Source organism: Nocardia sp. NPDC051832 (genome assembly GCF_040681285.1).
GTDB lineage: Bacteria > Actinomycetota > Actinomycetes > Mycobacteriales > Mycobacteriaceae > Nocardia.
In genome coordinates this window covers 1,964,671-1,985,830 of the sequence record NZ_JBFAYL010000001.1, presented here as the reverse complement: position 1 = coordinate 1,985,830, position 21,160 = coordinate 1,964,671, and the positions used below count along the sequence as shown (strand labels likewise).

Genomic DNA, 21,160 nt, shown 5'->3' with positions numbered 1-21,160 from the left:
TCCGAACCCCAACCAGAAATGAGGACGAATCATGTCCACCCGACGATTTCGCCTGCCCGGATTCGGCCGCCTCGGCGTCGCGCTGGTCGCGGCCGGGCTCGGCCTGTCGGTCCTGACCGCGTGCGGAAGCAGTTCCACCACAACCGATTCCGGAGCTCCCACGGTCGCGCAGGGTGCGTTCCCGCGCACCCTGGACACCGTGAAGGGGCAGGTGACGATTCCCAAGGCGCCCAAGCGCGTGGTGGTGCTCGACACCGCTGAACTCGACTCGGTCACCCTGCTCGGCATCAAGCCGGTCGGTGCGGTGGTGCCGCACACCAAGACTCGCGGCGGCTTCCCGGCGTATCTCGGCGACAAGGCCGACGGGGTGACCGATGTCGGTCCGCTGCTGGAACCGAACCTGGAACGCGTCGCCGCGCTGAAGCCGGATCTGATCCTGTCCTCGAAGGTGCGCCACGACAAGATCTACGACAAGCTCAGCGGCATCGCGCCGACGGTGTTCACCGAAACCACCGGCGGCCCTTGGAAAGCCAACCTGCTGGTGCACGGCAAGGCGCTGGGGCTGGACGAGCAGGCCGCCACGGCGTTGCGGAACTACGAGGATCGGGCCCGGGCGCTGGGCGCCGCGATCAAGGCCAAGAACAACGGTGCGCTGCCGGCGGTTTCGGTGATCCGCTTCCTGGCCGGACCCACCCGGCTGTACATGAGCAACTCCTACAGCGGTGTGGTGCTGGGCGATATCGGCCTGGCGCGTCCGCAGTCCCAGATCGCCGACGGCCCGGACGCGAAGATCATGAAGGAGATCAGCGCGGAGCAGATCGATCTGGCCGACGCCGAGTTGATCTTCATCGCCACCATCGACGATCCGGACAAGACCGAGAAGAAGTCGGTCACCGCCGGTCCGATCTGGCGTGATCTGCGCGCGGTGCGCAACGGGAAGGCCATCGAGGTCGACGACGAGATCTGGATGTCGGGCATCGGCGTGCAGGCGGCCGAGGGGATGTTCGCCGATATCGCGGCGGCGACGGGAGTCGAGGTGCCCGCCAAGTAGGCGCGTCCGGATCGTGCGCCGCGGACCGGCTGTGGGCAAGGTCTCCGTTTATGGCAGGGGCGAGCGCGGTATGGCACTATCAGCCGGTTCGTAGCTCTGTGCAGGAGGCGTTGGTTTGGATGCGCGTTTGGGACCCAACAGGTTTCGAGGGGTCCGGCGCGCCGCTTCGGCACTGGTGCTCGCGGTCGGCGTGCTCGGCCTGCCGGTTCCGGCCGCGGCGAACGACGCCGCTGACTCCTATGTAGATCCGCTGGCCTCCGCGGCCTACACCCCGGTATTGGACTGGTCGGCGTGCCAGGACGGGTTCGAATGCGCCTCGGCGCCGGTCCCGTTGGACTACAACCAGCCCAACGGACCGCAGATCGACCTGGCCGTGATCAAGCTGCCCGCCGCCGATCCGGGGCGGCGCATCGGCACGCTGTTCGTGAACTTCGGCGGCCCCGGCCCGTCCGGCGTGGATCGGTTGCGCGAGCGGGCGCAGTGGCCGTGGCTGTTCTCCGAGGAGCTACGCGCGCGGTTCGATCTGGTGTCGTGGGACCCGCGCTCGGTGGCGCGCAGTTCGGCGGCACGGTGCTTCTCCAGTGTCGAGCAGCAATTGACCTTCCTCGGGTCGGTACCCGAAATGCCCACGGCCTCCGGTGACGAGACCGCCTACTACCACTGGTCCCGGGAATTCGGCGAGCGCTGCAAGCAGCAGGCCGGACCGATCCTGGACCACGCCTCCACCGCCAACACCGCCCGCGACCTGGAACTGCTGCGCCGCGCGGTGGGCGACCCGAAACTGACCTATCACGGCATCTCCTACGGCACCCAGGTCGGCGCGGTCTACGCGAACATGTTCCCGAGCCGGGTGCGGGCCCTGGCCTTCGACGGGTCGATGGATTTCGAGGGCAATGTCAACGGGCACGCGGGCCAGGGCACAGTCGTCCCGCTCGACACCAGACAGGATGTGGCCCAAGGTATCTCGGACACCTTCGAGGAGTTCCTGCGGCAGTGCTCGGCGGCCGGCCCACGCTGCGCGTTCGCCGCTGGTGAGCCGAAGCTGAAGTGGATCGCGCTGGCCGAGCGGGCCCGGCTCTCGCCGATCCGGCTGGACGGCCAAGCCTGGACCTATTCGGCGATCATCAATGCGGCAGCGGAACTTTCGCAGTCCGCCACCTATCCGGAGTTGGCGAGCCTGCTACAGAAGCTGTTCGACGCCGGAACCACGCTGCCCGGCCTGCTGCCGATCGCCAAAGCCGCGTCCTACACCGGCAACCGCACCCAGGCCTTCCATGCGATCCAGTGCGCCGACAGCACCGTCCCCACCGACCCGGAGATCTACACCCGCGCAGCGGCTTCAGAAGATCTGCGCGTCCCCTACTTCGGTCGCATCCCGGTATTCGGCAGCGCCACTTGCGCTTTCTGGCAGGCCCGCGACGCCGACCGCTACACCGGCCCGTGGAACCGCCGCACTGCCGCACCAATCCTGGTGCTCAACAGCCGATTCGACCCCGCCACCCCCTTGCACGGCGCCTACTCCGGCGCCGACCAGCTGGCCCAGGCGCGCGTGGTGGTGATCGAAGGCGCGGGCCACAGCAGTATGTACGTGCCGAGCTCCTGCGCCGAACGAATCAAACGCGAGTACCTGTTCACCGGCGAGCTACCCCCGGACGGCACCCGCTGCGGCATCGACCGATCACCGTTCGACTGAGCCGTGTGGCGGTGCAGATCACGCGGACCACAGCCAGGCCAGTGAACGCGGGCTGTCCGGGCGCGGCAGACTGATCGGCAATGAATCTGCCCGAGCTTCCCGACCTACCCGTTCGGCCGCATCTGTCTCGGATCACCGAGACGCTGGCCGCCGCGGGTACCGCTGTGCTGGTCGCGCCGCCCGGCACCGGGAAAACCACGTTGGTGCCGCTGGCGTTGGCGGCGTCGACCGGCGGCCGGATCGTGGTCGCGGAGCCGCGCAGGCTGGCTGCCCGTGCGGCGGCCGCTCGGATGGCGGCATTGCTGGGGGAGCAGGTCGGCGGGAGCGTGGGTTACTCGGTGCGCGGCGATCGGCGGGTAGGGCCGAAGACGCGGATCGAGGTCGTCACCTCGGGGCTGCTGGTCCGTCGGTTGCAGAGCGATCCGGAGCTGTCCGGCGTGGACGTGGTGGTGCTCGACGAATGCCACGAGCGCCATCTCGATGCCGATCTGCTGCTTGCCCTGTTGCTCGACGCGCGTGCGGGTCTGCGCCCGGATCTGCGGGTGCTCGCCACTTCGGCCACCGTCGCCGCCGACCGGCTGGCCGCCCTGCTGGGGCGCGGTCCGGCTCCTGACGACAACCCGCAACCAGGTCGGGCCGCTCCCGTGCTCGAGGTGCACGGTCGAGCGTTCCCCGTCGAGTTCGCCTATGTGCCGCCACTACCGCGGGAGCGGATCGAGGCGCAGGTGGCGCGCGCGACGCGCACCGCACTCGCCGAAACCGACGGTGACATCCTGGTTTTCCTCCCGGGGGCCGCGGAGATCCGCCGTACCGCTGACCTGCTGTCGGGTGTGGCGGATGTCGATGTCGTCCCGCTGCACGGCCGCCTGTCCGCCGCGCATCAGGACACCGCGATGCGCCCTGGTGCGCGCCGCCGCGTCGTTCTGGCCACGGCGGTCGCCGAATCCAGCTTGACGGTGCCCGGCGTGCGGGCGGTGGTCGACTCGGGGGTGGCGCGGGTGCCGCGCATCGATCACCGGCGCGGCTTGTCCGGACTGGCGACGGTCCGGGTGTCGGCGGCGGTGGCCGAGCAGCGCGCCGGTCGCGCCGGGCGGGAGGCGCCGGGAAAGGCCTGGCGGTGCTGGCCCGAGCACGAGCATGGGACCTTGCCCGCCTATCCGGAACCGGAGATCCGCACCGCCGACCTGACCAGGCTCGCCTTGGAGCTGGCGTGCTGGGGTACGGCCGACGGGCAGGGACTGGCGTGGTGGGACGCACCGCCCGTGGGCGGCCTGACTGCCGGGCGTGCGGTGCTGAGCGCGCTGGGGGCGGTGGAATCCGATGGGGGAGTGACGGATCGAGGCCGACGGATGGCGGCGCTCGGGCTGCATCCACGACTGGCGCGGGCGCTGCTCGACGGTGCCCCGGTGGTGGGGGCGCGGGCGGCCGCCGAGGTCGTGGTTCTGCTGGATGACGACACCTTGTCGCCCGCCACCGATCTCGTCGCGGCGATCCGCACGCTGCGCCGCGACCAGCCGGCGCGCTGGAAACGGGAAGTCGAGCGGATCTCCCGGCTGGTGCCCGGCGCTGCACCAGGCGAGGACGATCCGGCTTACGTTGCGGCACTTGCCTATCCGGAACGCCTGGCCCGCCGCCGCGCTCCGGGCTCGACGAGCTATCTGATGGCGGGCGGCACCGCCGCGACCTTGCCGCCGGGTTCGGGTCTGGCCGATTCGGAGTGGCTCGCGATCGCGGGCGCGGCGCGGGACCCCGGTCGCTCCGAGGGCCGAATTCGCCTGGCCGCCACCGCCGATGCGGAGCTGGCCCGCCGGGCCGCGCCGAATCTGCTCGGCGCCGACGACGAGGTGGACTGGATCGACGGTGACGTGGTCGCCCGCCGGGTGACCCGCTTAGGTGCGATCGTGTTGTCGGAGAAGCCTTTACGCGACCCCGATCCGGCGCTGCTGGCCGCCGCCGTGCGCCGGGGCTTCACCCTCGACCTGCCGCGCTGGGACGCCGACGCGCTCGCGCTGCGGCAACGCCTGGACTTCCTGCACCGCACGCTCGGCGCACCCTGGCCCGCCGTCGACGACGCCGCGTTGCTCGCCGGCCTGGACAGCTGGCTCGGCCCGGAACTCGGCGCCGCCCGCCGCCGCGCCGATGTGACGCGCGTCGACGCGGGGCAGGCGCTGCGCCGGCTGCTGCCGTGGCCGGAGGCCGCCCACTTCGACGAGCTCGCGCCGGAACGCCTCGAGGTCCCCTCCGGCAGCCGGATCCGGGTCGATTATTCCGCCGATCCGCCGGTGCTGGCGGTCAAAGTGCAGGAGATCTTCGGCTGGGCGGACACCCCGCGACTGGCCGGCGGCCGGGTGCCGGTGGTGCTGCATCTGCTCTCGCCGGCGCAGCGCCCGGCCGCGGTGACCGCCGATCTCGCCTCCTTCTGGCGCACCGGATGGCCGCAGGTCCGGGCCGATCTGCGGGGCCGCTACCCCAAGCACGCCTGGCCCGAGGACCCCGCCACCGTCACCGCGCATCGGGGTACCGCCCGCAACGCGTCCAAGGGCTGACACTCGCACGCTGGCTATGATCTGGCTATCAAAGCGCGGTGTTGTCGCAGATCACAGAGCTGGCGCGCCAAGACTATGCGGACTGTGGTCTGATAGGGGGCCGATCTGCCCCGAAAGCTTCGGTCTTGCGTTGTTCGTTTCGGGGATTTCGGAACAAGATCGAGCTCGGCGTGAGAGGGATGTAGTACTCGAATGGATGGGGTTCGTCGCGCTGTTCGAGGTCGAAACCGTCGCCGGTCCAGCAGTCCGCTCTTGGTTCAGTTGCTCACCGCCGCCGTGGAATCCGCGGCCGATTCGATAGCCGTTCGCTACAACCCGACCGGTGCGCCACAGGATCAGCGCGAGCTGACCTACACCGAACTCGACGAGGCGTCGTCGCGGCTAGCGCGCGAGCTGATCGAGCGCGGGGTCGGCCCGGGCGACGTCGTCGCCGTCGGTTTCACCCGGTCCCTCGAGTCCGTGCTGGCCGTCTGGGCGGTCGCCAAAACCGGCGCGGCCTACGTGCCGGTCGATCCCACGCTGCCCGCCGATCGCATCGACTACCTGCTGGCCGATTCCCGCGCGGTGCTCGGCGTGACCGCCGCGGCCCATCGCGCGCGTCTGGACGAGGCGCAGCGGGAGAGCCTGGGGACCGAATGGCTCGCGATCGACGAGCCGGGGCTGCGGGAGCGGATCGCCGCGCAGCCCGGTCATCCGGTGTCCTACCTGGACCGGGTGCGTGTCCTCAGCGATCAGCATCCGGCGTACGTCATCTACACCTCCGGGTCCACCGGCCGCCCCAAGGGCGTGGTGGTAACCCACACCGGTGTGGCCGCGCTGGTCACCGCGCAGCGGGAGCAGTACGCGGTCGGCGCGGATTCCCGTGTGCTGCACGTCTGTTCGCCGAATTTCGATGTGTCGGTGCTGGAGCTGCTGCTGGCCTTCAGCTCCGGTGCGACGCTGGTTGTCGCACCGCCCTCGGTGTTCGGCGGTGCGGATCTCGCGGATCTGCTTCGAGCGGAACGGGTTACGCACCTGCTGATTACCCCGGCCGCGCTGGAGTCGGTGGAGCCGGCCGGGCTGGACGCGTTGCGGACCGTGGTCGTCGCGGGCGACGCGTTCGGGCCGGGTCTGGTCGAGCGCTGGGCGCCCGGTCGGTCCTTCTACAACGGCTACGGGCCGACCGAGGCCACGATTCTCGCCACCGGCACCGCCGAGCTGACGCCGGGCGAGCCGATCACCGTCGGCAGCGCGCTCGCCGGAGTCGGTGCGGTGGTGCTGGATTCGCGTTTGCGGCCGGTACCGGCGGAGGTGACCGGCGAGCTGTATCTCTCCGGGCCTGCGCTCGCGCAGGGGTACCTGGGCCGGGCCGACCTGACTTCCGAACGATTCGTGGCCAACCCCTATGGCGCGCCGGGCGCGCGGATGTACCGCACCGGTGATCTGGTACGCCGTCGAGGCGATGGCACGCTGGAATACCTGGGCCGCACGGATTTCCAGGTGAAGGTGCGTGGCTTCCGCATCGAACTCGGCGAGATCGACGCCGCGCTGACCGCACATCCGGACATCGACTATGCCGCGACGCTTGGCAAGGTCGCACCGTCGGGAGCGACACTGCTGGTCTCGTATGTGCTGCCGCGCAGTGGGTTCGAGCTGGACCAGGCCGAGCTCGCCCGATTCGCCGGAGCCGCGCTGCCCAGTCACATGGTTCCGTCGGCGTTCGTCGTTCTGGACGCGATCCCCTTGACCGCCAACGGGAAACTCGACCGGCAGGCGCTGCCGGAGCCGGTGTTCGAGGCGGCGTCCTCGCGCGCGCCCGAGGGCGCACTGGAAACCCGGATCGCCGAGTTGTTCGCTCAGGTCCTCGGAGTAGAACGGATCGGGGCCGAGGATTCGTTCTTCGCCGCCGGTGGGGACAGCATTCTGTCGATCCAGCTGGTGTCACGGGCCCGAGCGGCGGGAATCGCGTTCACACCGCAGGACGTATTCGAGCAGCGCACGGTCGCCGGATTGGCGCGGATCGCCGAGGCCGGCGTGGAGTCCATCCCGGTGCTCGTCGAGTTGCCCGGCGGGGGCGTCGGGGAGATCCCGCTGACGCCGGTGCTCGCGGCTTATCTGGACCACGGCGCGTTCGACCGGTTCACCCAGCAGATGGTGCTCGAGCTGCCTGCCGGGATCGAGCGAAAAGCGTTGGTGGACACCCTGACCGCGGTGATCGACCAGCACGACATCCTGCGAGCGCAACTGCGGTCCGAATCCGGGGAGTGGCGGCTGCGGACACTGCCGCGGGGCGCGCTGGACGTCGATGCCTTGCTCACCCGCGTCGAGGTGGCCGACGGGCTGGAGCCCGCAGAGCTGGCCGTAACTGCCGACGCCGCAATGGATTCCGCGCTGGACCGGCTGGACCCCGCGGCGGGCCGCATGCTCGCCTGCACCTGGCTGGCGCGGCCCGAGGGACCCGACGCGCTGATCCTCGCCGTGCATCACTATGTGATCGACGGCGTTTCGTGGCGGATCCTGATCTCGGACCTGGTTGCCGCCTGGGCGCGAGTGCGCGACGCGCAGCCGGGCACGCTGCCCGCCGTGGGCACGTCGTTCCGGCGCTGGGCGCACGGCCTGATCGCTACCGACCGCAGCGCCGAATTGCCTTACTGGCAGCAGGTTCTGGCGGTCGACGACCCGCTCCTGGGCAGCCGGGAGTTGGACCCGGTGCTCGACACCGCGGCCACGGTGCGCCGGTTCACCGTCACGGTGCCCGCCGCCGTCACACACGCGGTGCTGACCGAACTACCCAGCCGGTACCGGGGCGGGGTCAACGACGGACTGCTCGCCGCACTGGCCCTGGCGGTGCGGACCTGGCGGGCGGACCGCGGGGTCGACGTGGCGGCCACCAGGATCCGGCTCGAAGGCCACGGCCGCGAGGAAAACGCCGTCCCCGGTGCGGATTTGACGCGCACCATCGGCTGGTTCACCTCCATGTACCCGGTGGCGATCGACCTTTCCGGCCACCCGGCCGACCGGGCCGCCGAAGGCACGGCACTGGCCGCGATCCTCAAATCGGTCAAGGAGCAACTGCTGGCGGTGCCGGACAGAGGCATCGGCTTCGGCATCCTGCGGCGGTTCGATCGGGGCGTCCGGGACCAGCTGGACGGTTCGCTCGGCCAGATCGGATTCAATTACCTCGGCCGGATTTCCACCGGCGACGAGGGCTTGGCCGGGCACGGCTGGCTCCCGACCGCCGACTGGGGCGAACCTGAGGCCGCCCAGGATCCGGCGCTGCCCGCGGCCGCCGTGGTGGACATCAACGCGATCGTCACCGACGGTGCGGAGCTGACCGCCTCCTTCGCCTACGCGTCGGGCATCCTCGGCGAATCCGCGGTGCGGGAGCTGGCCGGGCACTGGGTGACCGCGTTGACCCGGCTCGCCGAGCATGTCCAGGATCCGGCCGCCGGTGGGCTGACGCCCTCCGATGTGCCGCTGGTACGGGTCGGCCAGGACGAGCTCGATGCCTGGCAGCGGCAGCGCCCGGGGCTGGTGGACGTGCTGCCCCCGTCGCCGCTGCAAGCCGGACTGCTCTATCTCTCCCAGATTTCCGAGTCCGACCCGTACCTGTTGCAGCTCGGGGTGGAGCTGTCCGGCCTCGTCGATCTGGATCGGCTGCGGCGGGCGGCACAGACCGTGCTGGATCGGCATGCCATCCTGCGCACCGCATTCGAGTCGACCGCCGACGGCATTCCGGTTCAGCTGGTCGCGGCGGGGATTTCGGTCTCGTGGCAGGTGCGGGACACCGCCGACGCCGATCCGGACTCGTTGCTGGCGGCCGAACAGCGGGTGGGTTTCGATCCGGGCGTCGCGCCGCTGCTGCGTTTCACGGTGTACCGCACCGGCTCTGGGCGCACGCATTTGATCCTGACGGCGCATCATCTGCTGCTGGACGGCTGGTCGATGCCGCTGCTGATGAAGGAGCTGCTGCTTTCGTATGCGGCAGACGGTGATTCGGCGGTGCTGCCGCGAGTCCGGCCGTACCGCGACTACCTGGCATGGCTGGCGCGTTACGACCGGGACGCCACGCTGGGCGCCTGGAAGTCGGCGCTGGCCGGGGCGCGTCCGACGCGGCTGACCGAAGCTCTTGCGCCGCCCGCTGTTCCGGCCGGCGGTCACGGAATACGCGCTGCCGACCTGACCGCCGGGGAAACCGCAGCGCTACAGGCCTTCGCCGCAACCGTCGAGGTCACGGTGAATACGGTGATCCAGGCGGCCTGGGGCCTGGTGCTGGCCTCGTGCACCGGCGTGGACGACATCGTCTTCGGCGCGGTGGTTTCCGGCCGCCCGCCGCAACTCGACGGCGTCGACGCGATGGTTGGCCTGTTCGCGAACACTATTCCGGTGCGGGTGCGTATCGACGTCGAAGCATCAGTAGCCGAGTTGGTGAGACAACTTCAGGCCGAACAGGTTTCGCTGCTGGAAGCGCATCATCTGGGCTTGGCCGAGATCCAGCGGGTCGCCGGCGCGGGTGAGCTGTTCGACTCGCTGCTGGCCTACGAGTCGTATCCGGTCGACGCCGACGGTCTGCGCGATGCCTACGGCTCGATCGACGGGCTGGAGATCGTGGGCCTGCACGGCGGCAACCTCACCCACTACCCGGTCGCGGTGCAGGTGGAGCTGGGCACCGAACTGCGGATCGGCGTGCAGCACCGCCACGACCTGGTCGACACCGCGACCGCGGAAGCGCTCGCGCACCGATTGCGCGCCGTGCTCGCCGAATTCGTCGCCGCTCCCGAGCGCACGCCCGCCGACCTGGAGCGGCACTTCTGTGAACGCAACGACCTGATCGCGCAGACGCGGTATTGGCGTGCCACGCTGGCGGACCTCCCGCGGGAACTGAACCTGCCGGTGGATCGTCCGAGAACAACGGCGGTAGTCGCCGCGGACGAGCGGGTGGTCGTCGACATCGCGGCGGATCTGCACCATCGCTTGCACCAGTTCGCGCGCGGCCGCGACACCACGGTCTTCACCGTCGTCCACGCGACCCTCGCACTGCTGCTCGCGCGACTATCGGGCGCCGACGACATCCCCATCGGAACCTCGGTTCGCTCCGTGGTCGCGGGCCGCGACGACTGGGCCGACGGCGTGATCCTCCGGACGCGGGTAGCCGGGCAGATGTCCTTCGATTATCTGCTGGCGGAGGCGAAAGAGGTCGCACTGCAAGCCCTTACGCGCACCGACCTGTCCTTCGGCGCGCTGGCCGCGCTGGTGGCCGCCGAGCGGTCCGCCACGGGCGAGGACGCGGGCGGCGCTCTCGTTCAGGTCATCTTGTCCGGCGGTGAATGCCCCCGCCCGGTCGAATCCGCGACCGCGCCGCACCATGAACTCGCCCTGCACATTCGGGAAGAACACAACGCGGCGGGAATCGTCGCGGACTTCGGGTTCGCCACCGAACTGTTCGACCGGCACACAGTCGAGGTCCTGGCCGAGCGATTCGTCCGCCTGCTGGCCGCCGTGGTGCGGCAGCCGGAGACGCCGGTGGGTGACCTGCCGCTGCTCGGCGCCGCTGAGCTGGCCCGGCTGACGCACGTGACCGCCGACGACGTGATGGCCACCGGTCTGCTGCCCGACCTGTTGACCAGGGGCGTGGCGCTGGGCCGGGACCGGGTCGCGGTGCGCGATCGCGGCCGGTCGATCACCTACGGCGAACTCGACGACCGCAGTTCGCGTTTGGCGCGGGTCCTGATCGAGCGTGGTGTGGGGCCCGAAACTCTGGTCGCGGTGAGCCTGCCGCGCTCCGCGGAGCTGGTGATCGCTGTGCTGGCGATCGCCAAGGCCGGCGGCGCGCACGTGCCCGTCGACCCGGGCTACCCGGCCGATCGAGTCCGGCACATGATCGCCGATTCCGCTGCGGTGCTGGGTATTACCAGTGCCGAGTACGTGGACCAACTACCCGGCGGAGTCGACTGGCTCGTGCTCGACCAGCCGGTGACCGCGGAGCTGTGCGCCGCGCGCTCGGGGGCCCCGGTCGCCGACGCGGATCGCCTTGCGCCGCTGCGCCTCCGGCATCCCGCCTACGTCATCTACACCTCCGGCTCCACCGGACTGCCCAAGGGCGTCACCGTCACCCACACCGGACTCGGCGGCCTGCTCGACGCGTCGGTCCGCGGGTATCAGCTGGAACCGCACCATCGGTTCCTGCACATCTGCTCGCCCAGCTTCGATCCCTCCGTGCTGGAATGGTTGTGCGCGCTGGCGGTCGGGGCGACGCTGGTCGTGGTACCGCCGTCGATCGCCGGCGGCGCGGAACTCGGCGAGCTGCTGCGGGCCGAGGCGGTCACGCACACGATCATCACCCCGGCGGTGCTGGGCACCGTAGATCCGGCCGGACTCGACCACTTCGAGGTGGCGTTCGTCGGCGGCGACGTGCTGACCCCCGAGCTGCTGGCGAAATGGCAGCCCGGCCGCCGCTTCCTCAACGCCTACGGTCCGACCGAGGCGACCATCATGTGCTCGTTCATGGAATTGGTCGCGGGACAGCGGATTACGATCGGCGCTCCGCTGCACGGCATGTCCGCCCTGGTACTCGACGCGCGGCTGAACCCGGTTCCGCCGGGGGTCACGGGTGAGCTGTATCTGGCGGGCGGCGGGCTGGCGCGCGGCTACCGCAACCGGGCCGGGCTGACCGCCGAGCGTTTCGTCCCGAATCCCTGGGGTGCGCCCGGTGCGCGCATGTATCGCACCGGTGACCTCGTTCGCTGGTACGCCGCGAACGACACCGACTGGCAGATGGAATATGCCGGGCGTTCCGACGCGCAGGTGAAGGTCCGTGGCTTCCGCGTCGAACTCGGCGAGATCGACGCGGTGCTGAGCGGGCGCCCGGAGGTCGAGTTCGCCGTCACGCTCGGGCGGACCATGCCCTCCGGCGCCACCGCGCTGGTGTCGTATCTGCTTGCGGCGCCAGGCGCTACGGTCGACACGGCGGCGCTCAGCGCCCATGCCGCGACGATTCTGCCCGCGCATATGGTGCCCGCCGCGCTCGTCGTTCTGGACGAGCTCCCGCTGACCGGCAACGGCAAGCTGGATCGAAAAGCGCTGCCGCAGCCGGTCTTCGAGACAGCGGCGGCGCGGGCCCCGCTGGGTCCCGTCGAAGCCCAACTGGCGCACCTGTTCACCCAGGTGCTCGGCGTGCCCGACGTGGGCGCGGACGATTCGTTCTTCGCGATCGGCGGCGACAGCATCATGTCGATCCAGCTGGTGTCGCGGGCCAAAGCGGCCGGGATCGTCTTCACCGCCCGGGATGTGTTCGAGCAGCGGACCGTCGCCGGGCTGGCCCGGATCGCGGCCGTGGGCGGCGCGGCGCCGGTCGTGCTGGCGGAGCTGCCCGGTGGCGGCATCGGCGACATTCCGCTGACGCCGATCCTCGCCGAGTATCTGTCCACCAGTTCCTCGGACCGGTTCGCGCAGACGATGGTGCTGGCGCTGCCCGCAGGGATCGACCGGGCGGGGCTGATCGCCACCCTCGGCGCGGTGTTCGACCGGCACGAGATCCTGCGTTCCCGGGTCTGGTTCGAGGACGAGCGCTGGCGGTTCGAGACCTTGCCTACCGCGGTGGACATCCCGGCACTGCTCTCCGAGGTCGTCGTGGACAGCGATGTCGATGGTGCGGAACTCACGCGAATCGGCAGCGCCGCCATGGCTTCCGCGCTGGACGCGCTGGCGCCCGCCGCCGCCCGGATGCTGGCCTGCACCTGGATCCGCCGCGCGGGCGCCGCGGACGTGCTGGCGATCGCGGCGCACCACTACGTGATCGACGGCGTCTCCTGGCGAATTCTGATCCCCGATCTGGCGCTGGCCTGGGCGCAGTACGCGGCCGGTCAGCAGATCACGCTGCCCGCGGTGGGCACCTCCGTGCGGCGCTGGGCGCACGGGCTGGCCGACGCGGCGGTCGCGCCCAGCCGCGTGTCCGAGGCCGGTTTCTGGCAGCGCGTGCTGGCCACTCCGGATCCCTTGCTGGGCGCGCGGGCCATCGACGGCGCCGTCGACACTTCGGCCACCATCCGGTCGTTCACGGTGCCGGTGCCGCCCGAGGTCACCGAGGCGGTGCTGACGACGCTGCCGGCGCTGTACCGCGCGGGCGTCAATGACGCGCTGCTCGCGGCGCTCGCGCTCGCGGTGCGGACCTGGCGCAGGCGGCGCGGTATCGACGCGCCGGTCACGCGGATTCGACTCGAAGGCCACGGTCGCGAGGAAACCGTCGTTCCCGGAGCCGATCTCACCCGAACCCTGGGCTGGTTCACCAGCCTCTACCCCGTGGCGATCGACCTGTCCGAAGTCGAAGACGCCGAGGGCGCGGGGCTCGCGGCAGTGCTCGGGTCGGTCAAGGAACAACTGATCGCGGTGCCGGACAAAGGCATCGGGTTCGGGCTGCTGCGGCACCTGAACCGGGAGACCGCGGAGCTGCTCGGCGGCGACCCCGGGCAGATCGGCTTCAACTATCTCGGCCGTGCGTCGGCGGGCGCGCCCGCGGACCTCGCCGACTGGATGCCGACCGGTGTGCTCGGCGAGCTGGATATCGAGCACGATCTGCCGGTCGGCGCGGTCGTCGACATCAACGCGATCGTCGCCGACACCGCGGACGGCCCGCGGATGGAGGCGAGCTTCCGATACGCCGCGCGGATTCTGGACGAGGCGGCGGTGCGGGAACTCGCCGACGAATGGTCGGACGCGCTCGCCGCGTTCGCCGAACACGCGAAACAGCCAGGGGCGGGCGGGCTTACACCGTCGGATGTGCCCCTGGTGCGAGTCTCCCAGCCCGAGCTGAACCGGTGGCGGGCCGACTACACCGGGCTGACCGACGTGCTGCCGCTCTCGCCGTTGCAGGGCGCGCTGCGGGTGCTGATGGAACTCCTGGACGATTCGGTCGAGGCGTACATCATCCAGTTGGCGGCGCAGCTGGGCGGCGAGCTGGATATGGGCCGGTTGCGGCGGTCCGCGCAGGCCATCCTGGATCGGCACGCGAACCTGCGGACGGCATTCGTCGCGGCGGCCGACGGGACGCCGGTGCAATTGGTGCTCGACGCCGTCGAGGTGCCGTGGCAGGTGGTCGACGGCGTCACGGCGGCGGAGCTGCCGGAGTTGCTGGCCGGCGAGCGCCGGCGCGGATTCGACCCCGCTACCGCGCCGTTGCTGCGATTCACCGTGTACCGCAACGACTCCGGGCCCAGCCACCTGGTCCTGACCGGGCACCACATCCTGCTCGACGGCTGGTCCATGCCGTTGTTGATGAAGGAACTTCTGGTGCTGTACGCCGCCGGCGGCGACGCGGACCTGCTGCCCACGGTCCGGCCCTACCGGGACTATCTGCGCTGGCTCGCCCAGCAGGATCGCGATGCGGCGGAACGTGCGTGGGCGGAAGTCCTGACGGACGTCACGCCGACCATGCTCGGTCCCGAGCTCCCCGCGTCCGCACGCCCGGGCAGCGGCTACGGTCTGTGCGAATTCACCTTGTCCGCCACGGAAACCGCGGCGCTCACCGCCTACGCGTCGGCTGCCGAGGTCACCGCGAACACGGTGCTCCAGGCCGCCTGGGGGCTGGTCGTCGCGGGCAGCACCGGGCGCGACGACATCGTCTTCGGCGCCACCATCTCGGGCCGCCCGGCGCAGCTCGACGGAATCGGCGACATGATCGGCCTTTTCGTCGACGCCATCCCGGTGCGGATCCGGTTCGCCACCGACACCACGGTGGATGCGCTGGTGGAATCCGTACAGGCCGAACAGGTCGCACTGCTGGACCACCATCACCTCGGGTTGAGCGCGATCCAGCGCATCGCCGGGCAGGGTGAATTGTTCGACACCATGCTGGTTTTCGAGTCCTACCCGGTCGATGTCGAGGGGCTGCGGAAAGCCGGCGGCGCGCTGGACGGGCTCCGGGTGGAAGGCTTGCAGGGCGCGGACTACACGCACTATCCGATCACCGTGCTGGTCTTCCTCGGCGCGCAGACGCTGGTGCAGGTGAAGTACCGGCGGGATATGATCGCCGACGCGACCGCCAAGGACGTGGCCGACCGGCTGCGCCGGGTACTCGCCGGCATGGTGGAGCGGCCCCGGGCGCGGGTGATCGATGTGCCGTTGCTGGCCGGGAACGAGTACCAGCGGCTCACCCGTATGGGTGGCGGCACTCCTGCCGACAGCGGGTCGCTGCCCGAAATCCTCACCCGTGGACTCAGTTTCGGCCGGGCCCGGGTCGCGGTACGCGAGGACGGGCGTTCCTATACCTACGGTGAGCTCGACGCGCGGTCGTCGCGTCTGGCGCGGGTGCTCATCGCGCGCGGCGTCGCACCGGAAACGGTTGTGGCGCTGGCATTGCGGCGCTCCTACGAGATGGTGGTCGCGGTGTGGGCGGTCGCGAAGACCGGTGGCGCGTACCTGCCGATCGATCCGGGCTACCCGGCTGACCGGGTTCGATACATGCTCGCCGATTCCGGTGCGGTCGTGGGGATCACGACCGGCGCGCTGCGGGCGGACCGGCCCGATGCCGTGGATTGGCTGCTGCTCGACGACGAGTCGACCGAGCGGTTGTGCGCGGTGCAGTCCGCCGCTCCGGTGGTGGACGCCGATCGTGCCGCGCCCCTGCGGCTTTCGAATCCGGCCTATGTGATCTACACATCGGGTTCGACGGGCCTGCCCAAGGGCGTCACCGTGACGCATGCCGGTCTCGGCGGACTGGTGGGCTACTCGACGAGTCTGCTGCGGCTCGGGCCGGACCATCGCATGCTGCACGTGTGCTCGCCGAGCTTCGACCAGTCGGTGGAAGAGCTGTGCACCGCCTTTTACAGCGGCGCGACGCTGGTCGTCTCGCCGCCGGACATCGTCGGCGGCGCGGAATTGCACGATCTGCTGCGCGATGAGCGGATCACGCACACCATCATCACACCGGCTCTGCTCGGCACCCTCGATCCGGCGGGTCTGGACGACCTCGAGGTCGTCTCCGCCGGTGGCGAGGCGACCACGCCGGAACTTCTCGCACGCTGGCAGCCCGGTCGCCGTTTCATCAACGGCTACGGGCCGACCGAGGCGACGATCGGGGCCGCCTACACCGGTCTGATCGCCGGACAGCGGGTTACGCTCGGACAGCCCGTGCCCGGAGTGCGGGCGGCCGTGCTCGACGCCCGGCTGCGGCCGGTGCCCGCCGGCGCCACCGGCGAGCTGTACCTGGCGGGTCCCGCGCTCGCACGCGGCTATCACGGGCGGGCGGGCGTGACATCCGAGCGTTTCGTGGCCGATCCCTGGGGTGTGCCCGGAGAGCGGATCTACCGCACCGGCGACCTGGTCCGCTGGGTCGGCACCGAAGCTGCGGGCTGGGAACTGGAGTTCGTGGGCCGCACCGACTTCCAGGTGAAGATCCGCGGTTTCCGGATCGAACTCGCCGAGATCGACGCGGTGCTCACCACGCATCCGGCCGTCGACTACGCGGTCACCGTCGGCTGCGAGAACACCTGCGGTGCCACCGTTCTCGTGGGTTATGTGACGGGCGAGGGGATCGACCCCGATGCTTTGCTGCGCTTCGCGGCCCGAACGCTGCCGCCGCACATGGTGCCCGCGGCGATCGTCGTGCTCGGCGAAGTGCCGCTGACAGCAGTCGGCAAACTGGACCGGAAAGCCCTGCCCGCACCGGAATTCGCGCCCAGCACCTACCGGGAGCCGGCGACGGCAGGGGAGCGGGCCGTCGCCGCGGTGTTCGCCGATGTGCTCGGCATCGAACGGGCCGGAGCCGACGACAACTTCTTCGCCCTCGGCGGCAACTCGCTGCTCGCCACCCGCGTGACCGCGCGACTCGGCGAAGCGGTGCACGCCCGAATCCCGGTGCGGCTGCTCTTCACCGCGCCCACCGTGGCCGAACTCGCGCGCAGGCTCGCGGACACCACCGGTACCCGCGACCGCCGCGCGCTGGTGGCACGCCCACGGCCACAACATATTCCGGTGTCCCCGGCGCAGCAGCGCATGTGGTTCCTCAACCGTTTCGATACCCAGTCGGCCGCCTACAACATCCCGCTCGCCCTGCGCCTCACCGGCGCCCTGAACGTCAGCGCGCTGCGCCAAGCCTTCACCGACCTCGTCGAACGCCACGAGATCCTGCGCACCGTCTACCCGCAGACCGCCGACGGACCCGTGCAGGTCATCCTGCCGCCCACCCATCCGGACGTCCCGCAGCTCGAACTACGCGCCGGCCCGGCCGATGCGGAATTGGCCGTAGCGGAGCTGCTCTCGACGGTCTTCGACGTCACCACCGAGGTGCCGCTGCGCGCCGTCCTGTTCGAGCTCGCTGATCAGGACTACGTCCTCGCCCTGGTCGTCCACCACATCAGCGGTGACGGCTTCTCCGGCGGCCCGCTCATCCGCGACCTGGTCACCGCCTACGCCGCGTGCGCGAAGGGCGAAGCCCCGCACTGGAACCCCCTTCCGGTCCAGTACGCCGACTACACCCTGTGGCAGCGCGAACTCCTCGGCAGCGAGGACCAGCCCGGCTCGATCGCCGCCGAACAGATCGCCTACTGGCGTGAAGCCCTCTCCGGACTCCCCGACCAGCTGGACCTACCCCGTGACCGCCCCCGCCCCGCAGTCCAGTCCTACGCAGGCGACCGCGTGGACCTGCGTATCGATGCCACTACACACGCCGCTCTGATGGACTTGGCCCGCGCTGAGGGCGCGACTCTGTTCATGGTTGTGCACACCGCGCTCGCGGTCCTGCTGGCTCGGCTGTCGGGCACCGACGACATCGCCATCGGCACCCCCATGGCGGGCCGCGGCGAAGCCGCCCTCGACGATCTCATCGGCATGTTCGTCAACACCCTCGTCTTCCGCACCCACTACGACGCGACCGCCGGCTTCACCAATCTGCTCGCCCGCCAACGCGACACCGACCTCCAGGCCTTCGCCAACGCGGACGTCCCCTTCGAGCGTCTGGTCGAAGTCCTCAACCCGCAACGCAGCACGGCCCGCCACCCGCTGTTCCAGGTCGGTTTGTCCTTCCAAAACCTCGCCCAATCAGCCTTGGAACTACCTGGATTGACCGTCTCGGGCCTGCCAGCCGACCGTCAACTCTCCCAGTTCGACCTGCACCTGATCGTCGCCGACACCTACGACGCCGATGGCGCACCAACAGGTCTCGGTGGTTTCCTCACCTACGCCACCGACCTGTTCGACCGTTCGACCGTGCAGAGTTTCGCGGACCGTTTCGTGCGGTTGCTGACCGAGATCGTGGCCGCCCCACGGACAGCGGTGAGTGACCTCGAACTGCTCGACGCGACCGAGCAGGCGGCGCTGCTGGCCCGAAATGCGACCGCGCAGCACCTGGATTCGTCGGCGACATTGGCGTCTTTGCTGGCGGCCACGGTCGCGACCGATCCGAAGGCGACCGCGCTGGTCACCGACGACGGCACCCAGCTGACCTACGCGGAGCTGGCTGCACGGGTGAATCGCCTTGCCCGGCACCTGATCTCGTTGGGTGTGGGCCCGGAGTCGCGGGTCGGCTTGGCGATCCGGCGTTCGGTCGATCTGGTTGTGGCGATGTATGCGGTCACGACCGCTGGTGGCGCCTATGTTCCGGTCGATCCGGACCAGGCCGCTGAGCGCACCGACTACATCCTCGAAACCGCGTCCCCGGTCTGCGTTCTGACCAACGCTGATACGGACTTCGCCACGGGTATCGCGCCGGTGGTGCGACTCGACGAGCTGGATCTGTCGGCCTACCCGACCACTGTGATCTCTGATCCCGCGCGGTTGCGTCCGTCCAACACGGCCTATGTCCTCTTCACGTCCGGTTCGACGGGTCGGCCGAAGGGTGTCGCGGTCTCACATGGTGCGATCGCGAATCAGTTGTTGTGGAAGACCGCGGAGTTCGGGCTCGATGCCGCGGATGCGGTGTTGTTGAAGACGGCGGCGACCTTCGATTTGTCGGTGTGGGAGTTCTGGTCGGCGGCGGTGTGTGGTGGTCGTTTGGTCATCGCTTCCCCGGACGGGCATCGTGATCCCGTCTATCTGAATGAGTTGATCGCCCAGGAGTGGGTGACCACCCTGCATGTGGTGCCCTCGACGCTGGATGCGCTGTTGGCTGCCGGTGATCTGCCGGATTCGCTGTGGCGGGTGCTGGCGATCGGTGAAGCCCTGCCGGGTGCGCTCGCGCAGCGGTTGCGGCGGGAGTTGCCGCGGGTGGAGTTGTTCAACCTTTACGGTCCGACAGAGGCTGCGGTGTCGATCACCACTCATCGGGTCACCGAGGCTGATGTGTTGTCGGTGCCGATCGGTGTGCCGCAGTGGAACAGTCAGGCCTATGTGCTGGACGGGCGGTTGCGTCCGGTCCCGGCAGGGGTGTCCGGCGAGTTGTATTTGGCGGGTGCGCAGCTGGCGCGCGGGTATCACGGGCGTGCGGATCTGACCGCGGATCGGTTCGTGGCCAACCCGTTCCAGCCTGGCGCACGCATGTACCGCACTGGTGACCTGGTCGCCTGGAACACCGGTGGTGAACTGGACTATCGGGGTCGTACCGATTTCCAGGTCAAGATCCGTGGTTTCCGTATCGAACTCGGTGAGATCGAATCGGCCCTGTTGGGGTTGCCGGAGGTCGCGCAGACGGCGGTGATCGCCAAGTCTGATGCGCGCACCGGCGACTGCCTCGTCGCCTACGTTGTGCCTCCGACCCCGTCCCGGCACGCGCTCGGTGCCGACCCAGGTGCCAACCACTATGTGGCGCAACTGAAGTCCGAGCTCGTCGCGGCCCTGCCCTCCTACATGGTCCCGTCGGCCTTCGTGGTCCTCGACGCTCTCCCACTCAATTCCAACGGCAAGCTCGATCGAAACGCCCTCCCGGACCCGGCTTTCGAACCCCGCACCTACCGCGCCCCCGCCAGCACCCTCGAGTCCACGATCTGCGAAACCTTCGCCGAGGTCCTCGCCCTGCCTCGAATCGGCCTGGACGACAATTTCTTCGAACTGGGCGGCAACTCCCTGCTGGCCACCGAGCTGACGGCCCGCCTGAGCGAAGCCGTAGCCACCTCCGTTCCGGTGCTCTGGATGTTCACCACCCCCACCCCGGCGGGCATCGCCACACAATTGCAGACTGCCGCCGAATCCCACAGCACCGAAGCGGCTTTCGACATCTTGCTGCCGATTCGCCCCACCGGTTCCGCGGATCCGCTCTTCTGCGTCCACCCGATCGGCGGCATCGCCTGGTCCTTCGCCGGTCTGGCCGCCCACCTGGACCCCGACCGCCCCATTTACGGCCTGCAATCCCCGGCCCTGAGTTCCGCTGCCCCCCTACCGGATTCGATCGAATCCTGGGCGGCCCGCTATGTCGACCAGATCCGCACCGTCCAGCCCGAGGGCCCCTACCACCTCCTCGGCTGGTCCCTCGGCGGCGTCCTCGCCCACGCCATGGCCGTCCAACTCCAGGAACAGGGCGAAAAAGTCGCCCTCCTCGCGATGCTCGACACCCACCACCCCCACGCCGCCCTCGCACCCACCGAGGTCTCCCTCCCCGACCTCCTCGGCGGCCTCCTCGGCACGGACCCCGCCGACCTCGAAACGCCCCTCGACCTACCCCACCTGGCCGACTACTTGAGCACCCTCCCCGAACCCTTCGCCTCGATCGGCGCTCCCCGAATCCAACGCGCCCTCACCGCCGCCGAATCCTCCGCAACCCTCCTGGCCGCCCACCACCCCGCCCGCTTCGACGGCGACCTCGTCTACTTCACCGCCACCGACAACGCCAATTCCACCGCCGCCACCTGGACCCCCGCCATAACCGGCTCGGTCCACAATCACCCTGTCCCCGCAACCCATTGGCGCATGACCACCGACCCGGCCCTCCGCCACATCGCCAAGGTCCTGGACGAGTGGTGGTAGCGC

At 69.9% G+C, this 21,160-nt stretch carries 4 protein-coding genes; all 4 read left to right on the top strand.

Annotated features, from left to right (window positions below; all coding sequences use genetic code 11):
* Window positions 1-31 precede the first annotated feature (31 nt).
* The gene (locus tag AB0M14_RS08800) at window positions 32-1,051 is read left to right on the top strand and encodes an iron-siderophore ABC transporter substrate-binding protein (protein ID WP_364990697.1); all 1,020 of its coding nucleotides are present in this window, start codon (window positions 32-34) and stop codon (window positions 1,049-1,051) included.
* 127 nt (window positions 1,052-1,178) lie between these two features.
* On the top strand, window positions 1,179-2,744 hold the full coding sequence (locus tag AB0M14_RS08795; RefSeq protein WP_364990694.1) for an alpha/beta hydrolase: 1,566 nt from the start codon (window positions 1,179-1,181) through the stop codon (window positions 2,742-2,744).
* Window positions 2,745-2,824: 80 nt separating this feature from the next.
* The gene (gene hrpB / locus AB0M14_RS08790) at window positions 2,825-5,290 is read left to right on the top strand and encodes an ATP-dependent helicase HrpB (RefSeq protein ID WP_364990690.1); all 2,466 of its coding nucleotides are present in this window, start codon (window positions 2,825-2,827) and stop codon (window positions 5,288-5,290) included.
* A 252-nt stretch (window positions 5,291-5,542) separates the two neighbouring features.
* Window positions 5,543-21,157, top strand: coding sequence for an amino acid adenylation domain-containing protein (locus tag AB0M14_RS08785; RefSeq protein ID WP_364990687.1), 15,615 nt, complete (start codon window positions 5,543-5,545; stop codon window positions 21,155-21,157).
* The last annotated feature ends 3 nt before the right edge of the window (window positions 21,158-21,160 follow it).

What these genes read in the sequence shown, in the direction of transcription:
- AB0M14_RS08800 (WP_364990697.1), top strand. Translation starts at nt 32, where the DNA reads ATGTCCACCCGACGATTTCGCCTGCCCGGATTCGGCCGCCTCGGCGTC.
- hrpB (WP_364990690.1), top strand. Translation starts at nt 2,825, where the DNA reads ATGAATCTGCCCGAGCTTCCCGACCTACCCGTTCGGCCGCATCTGTCT.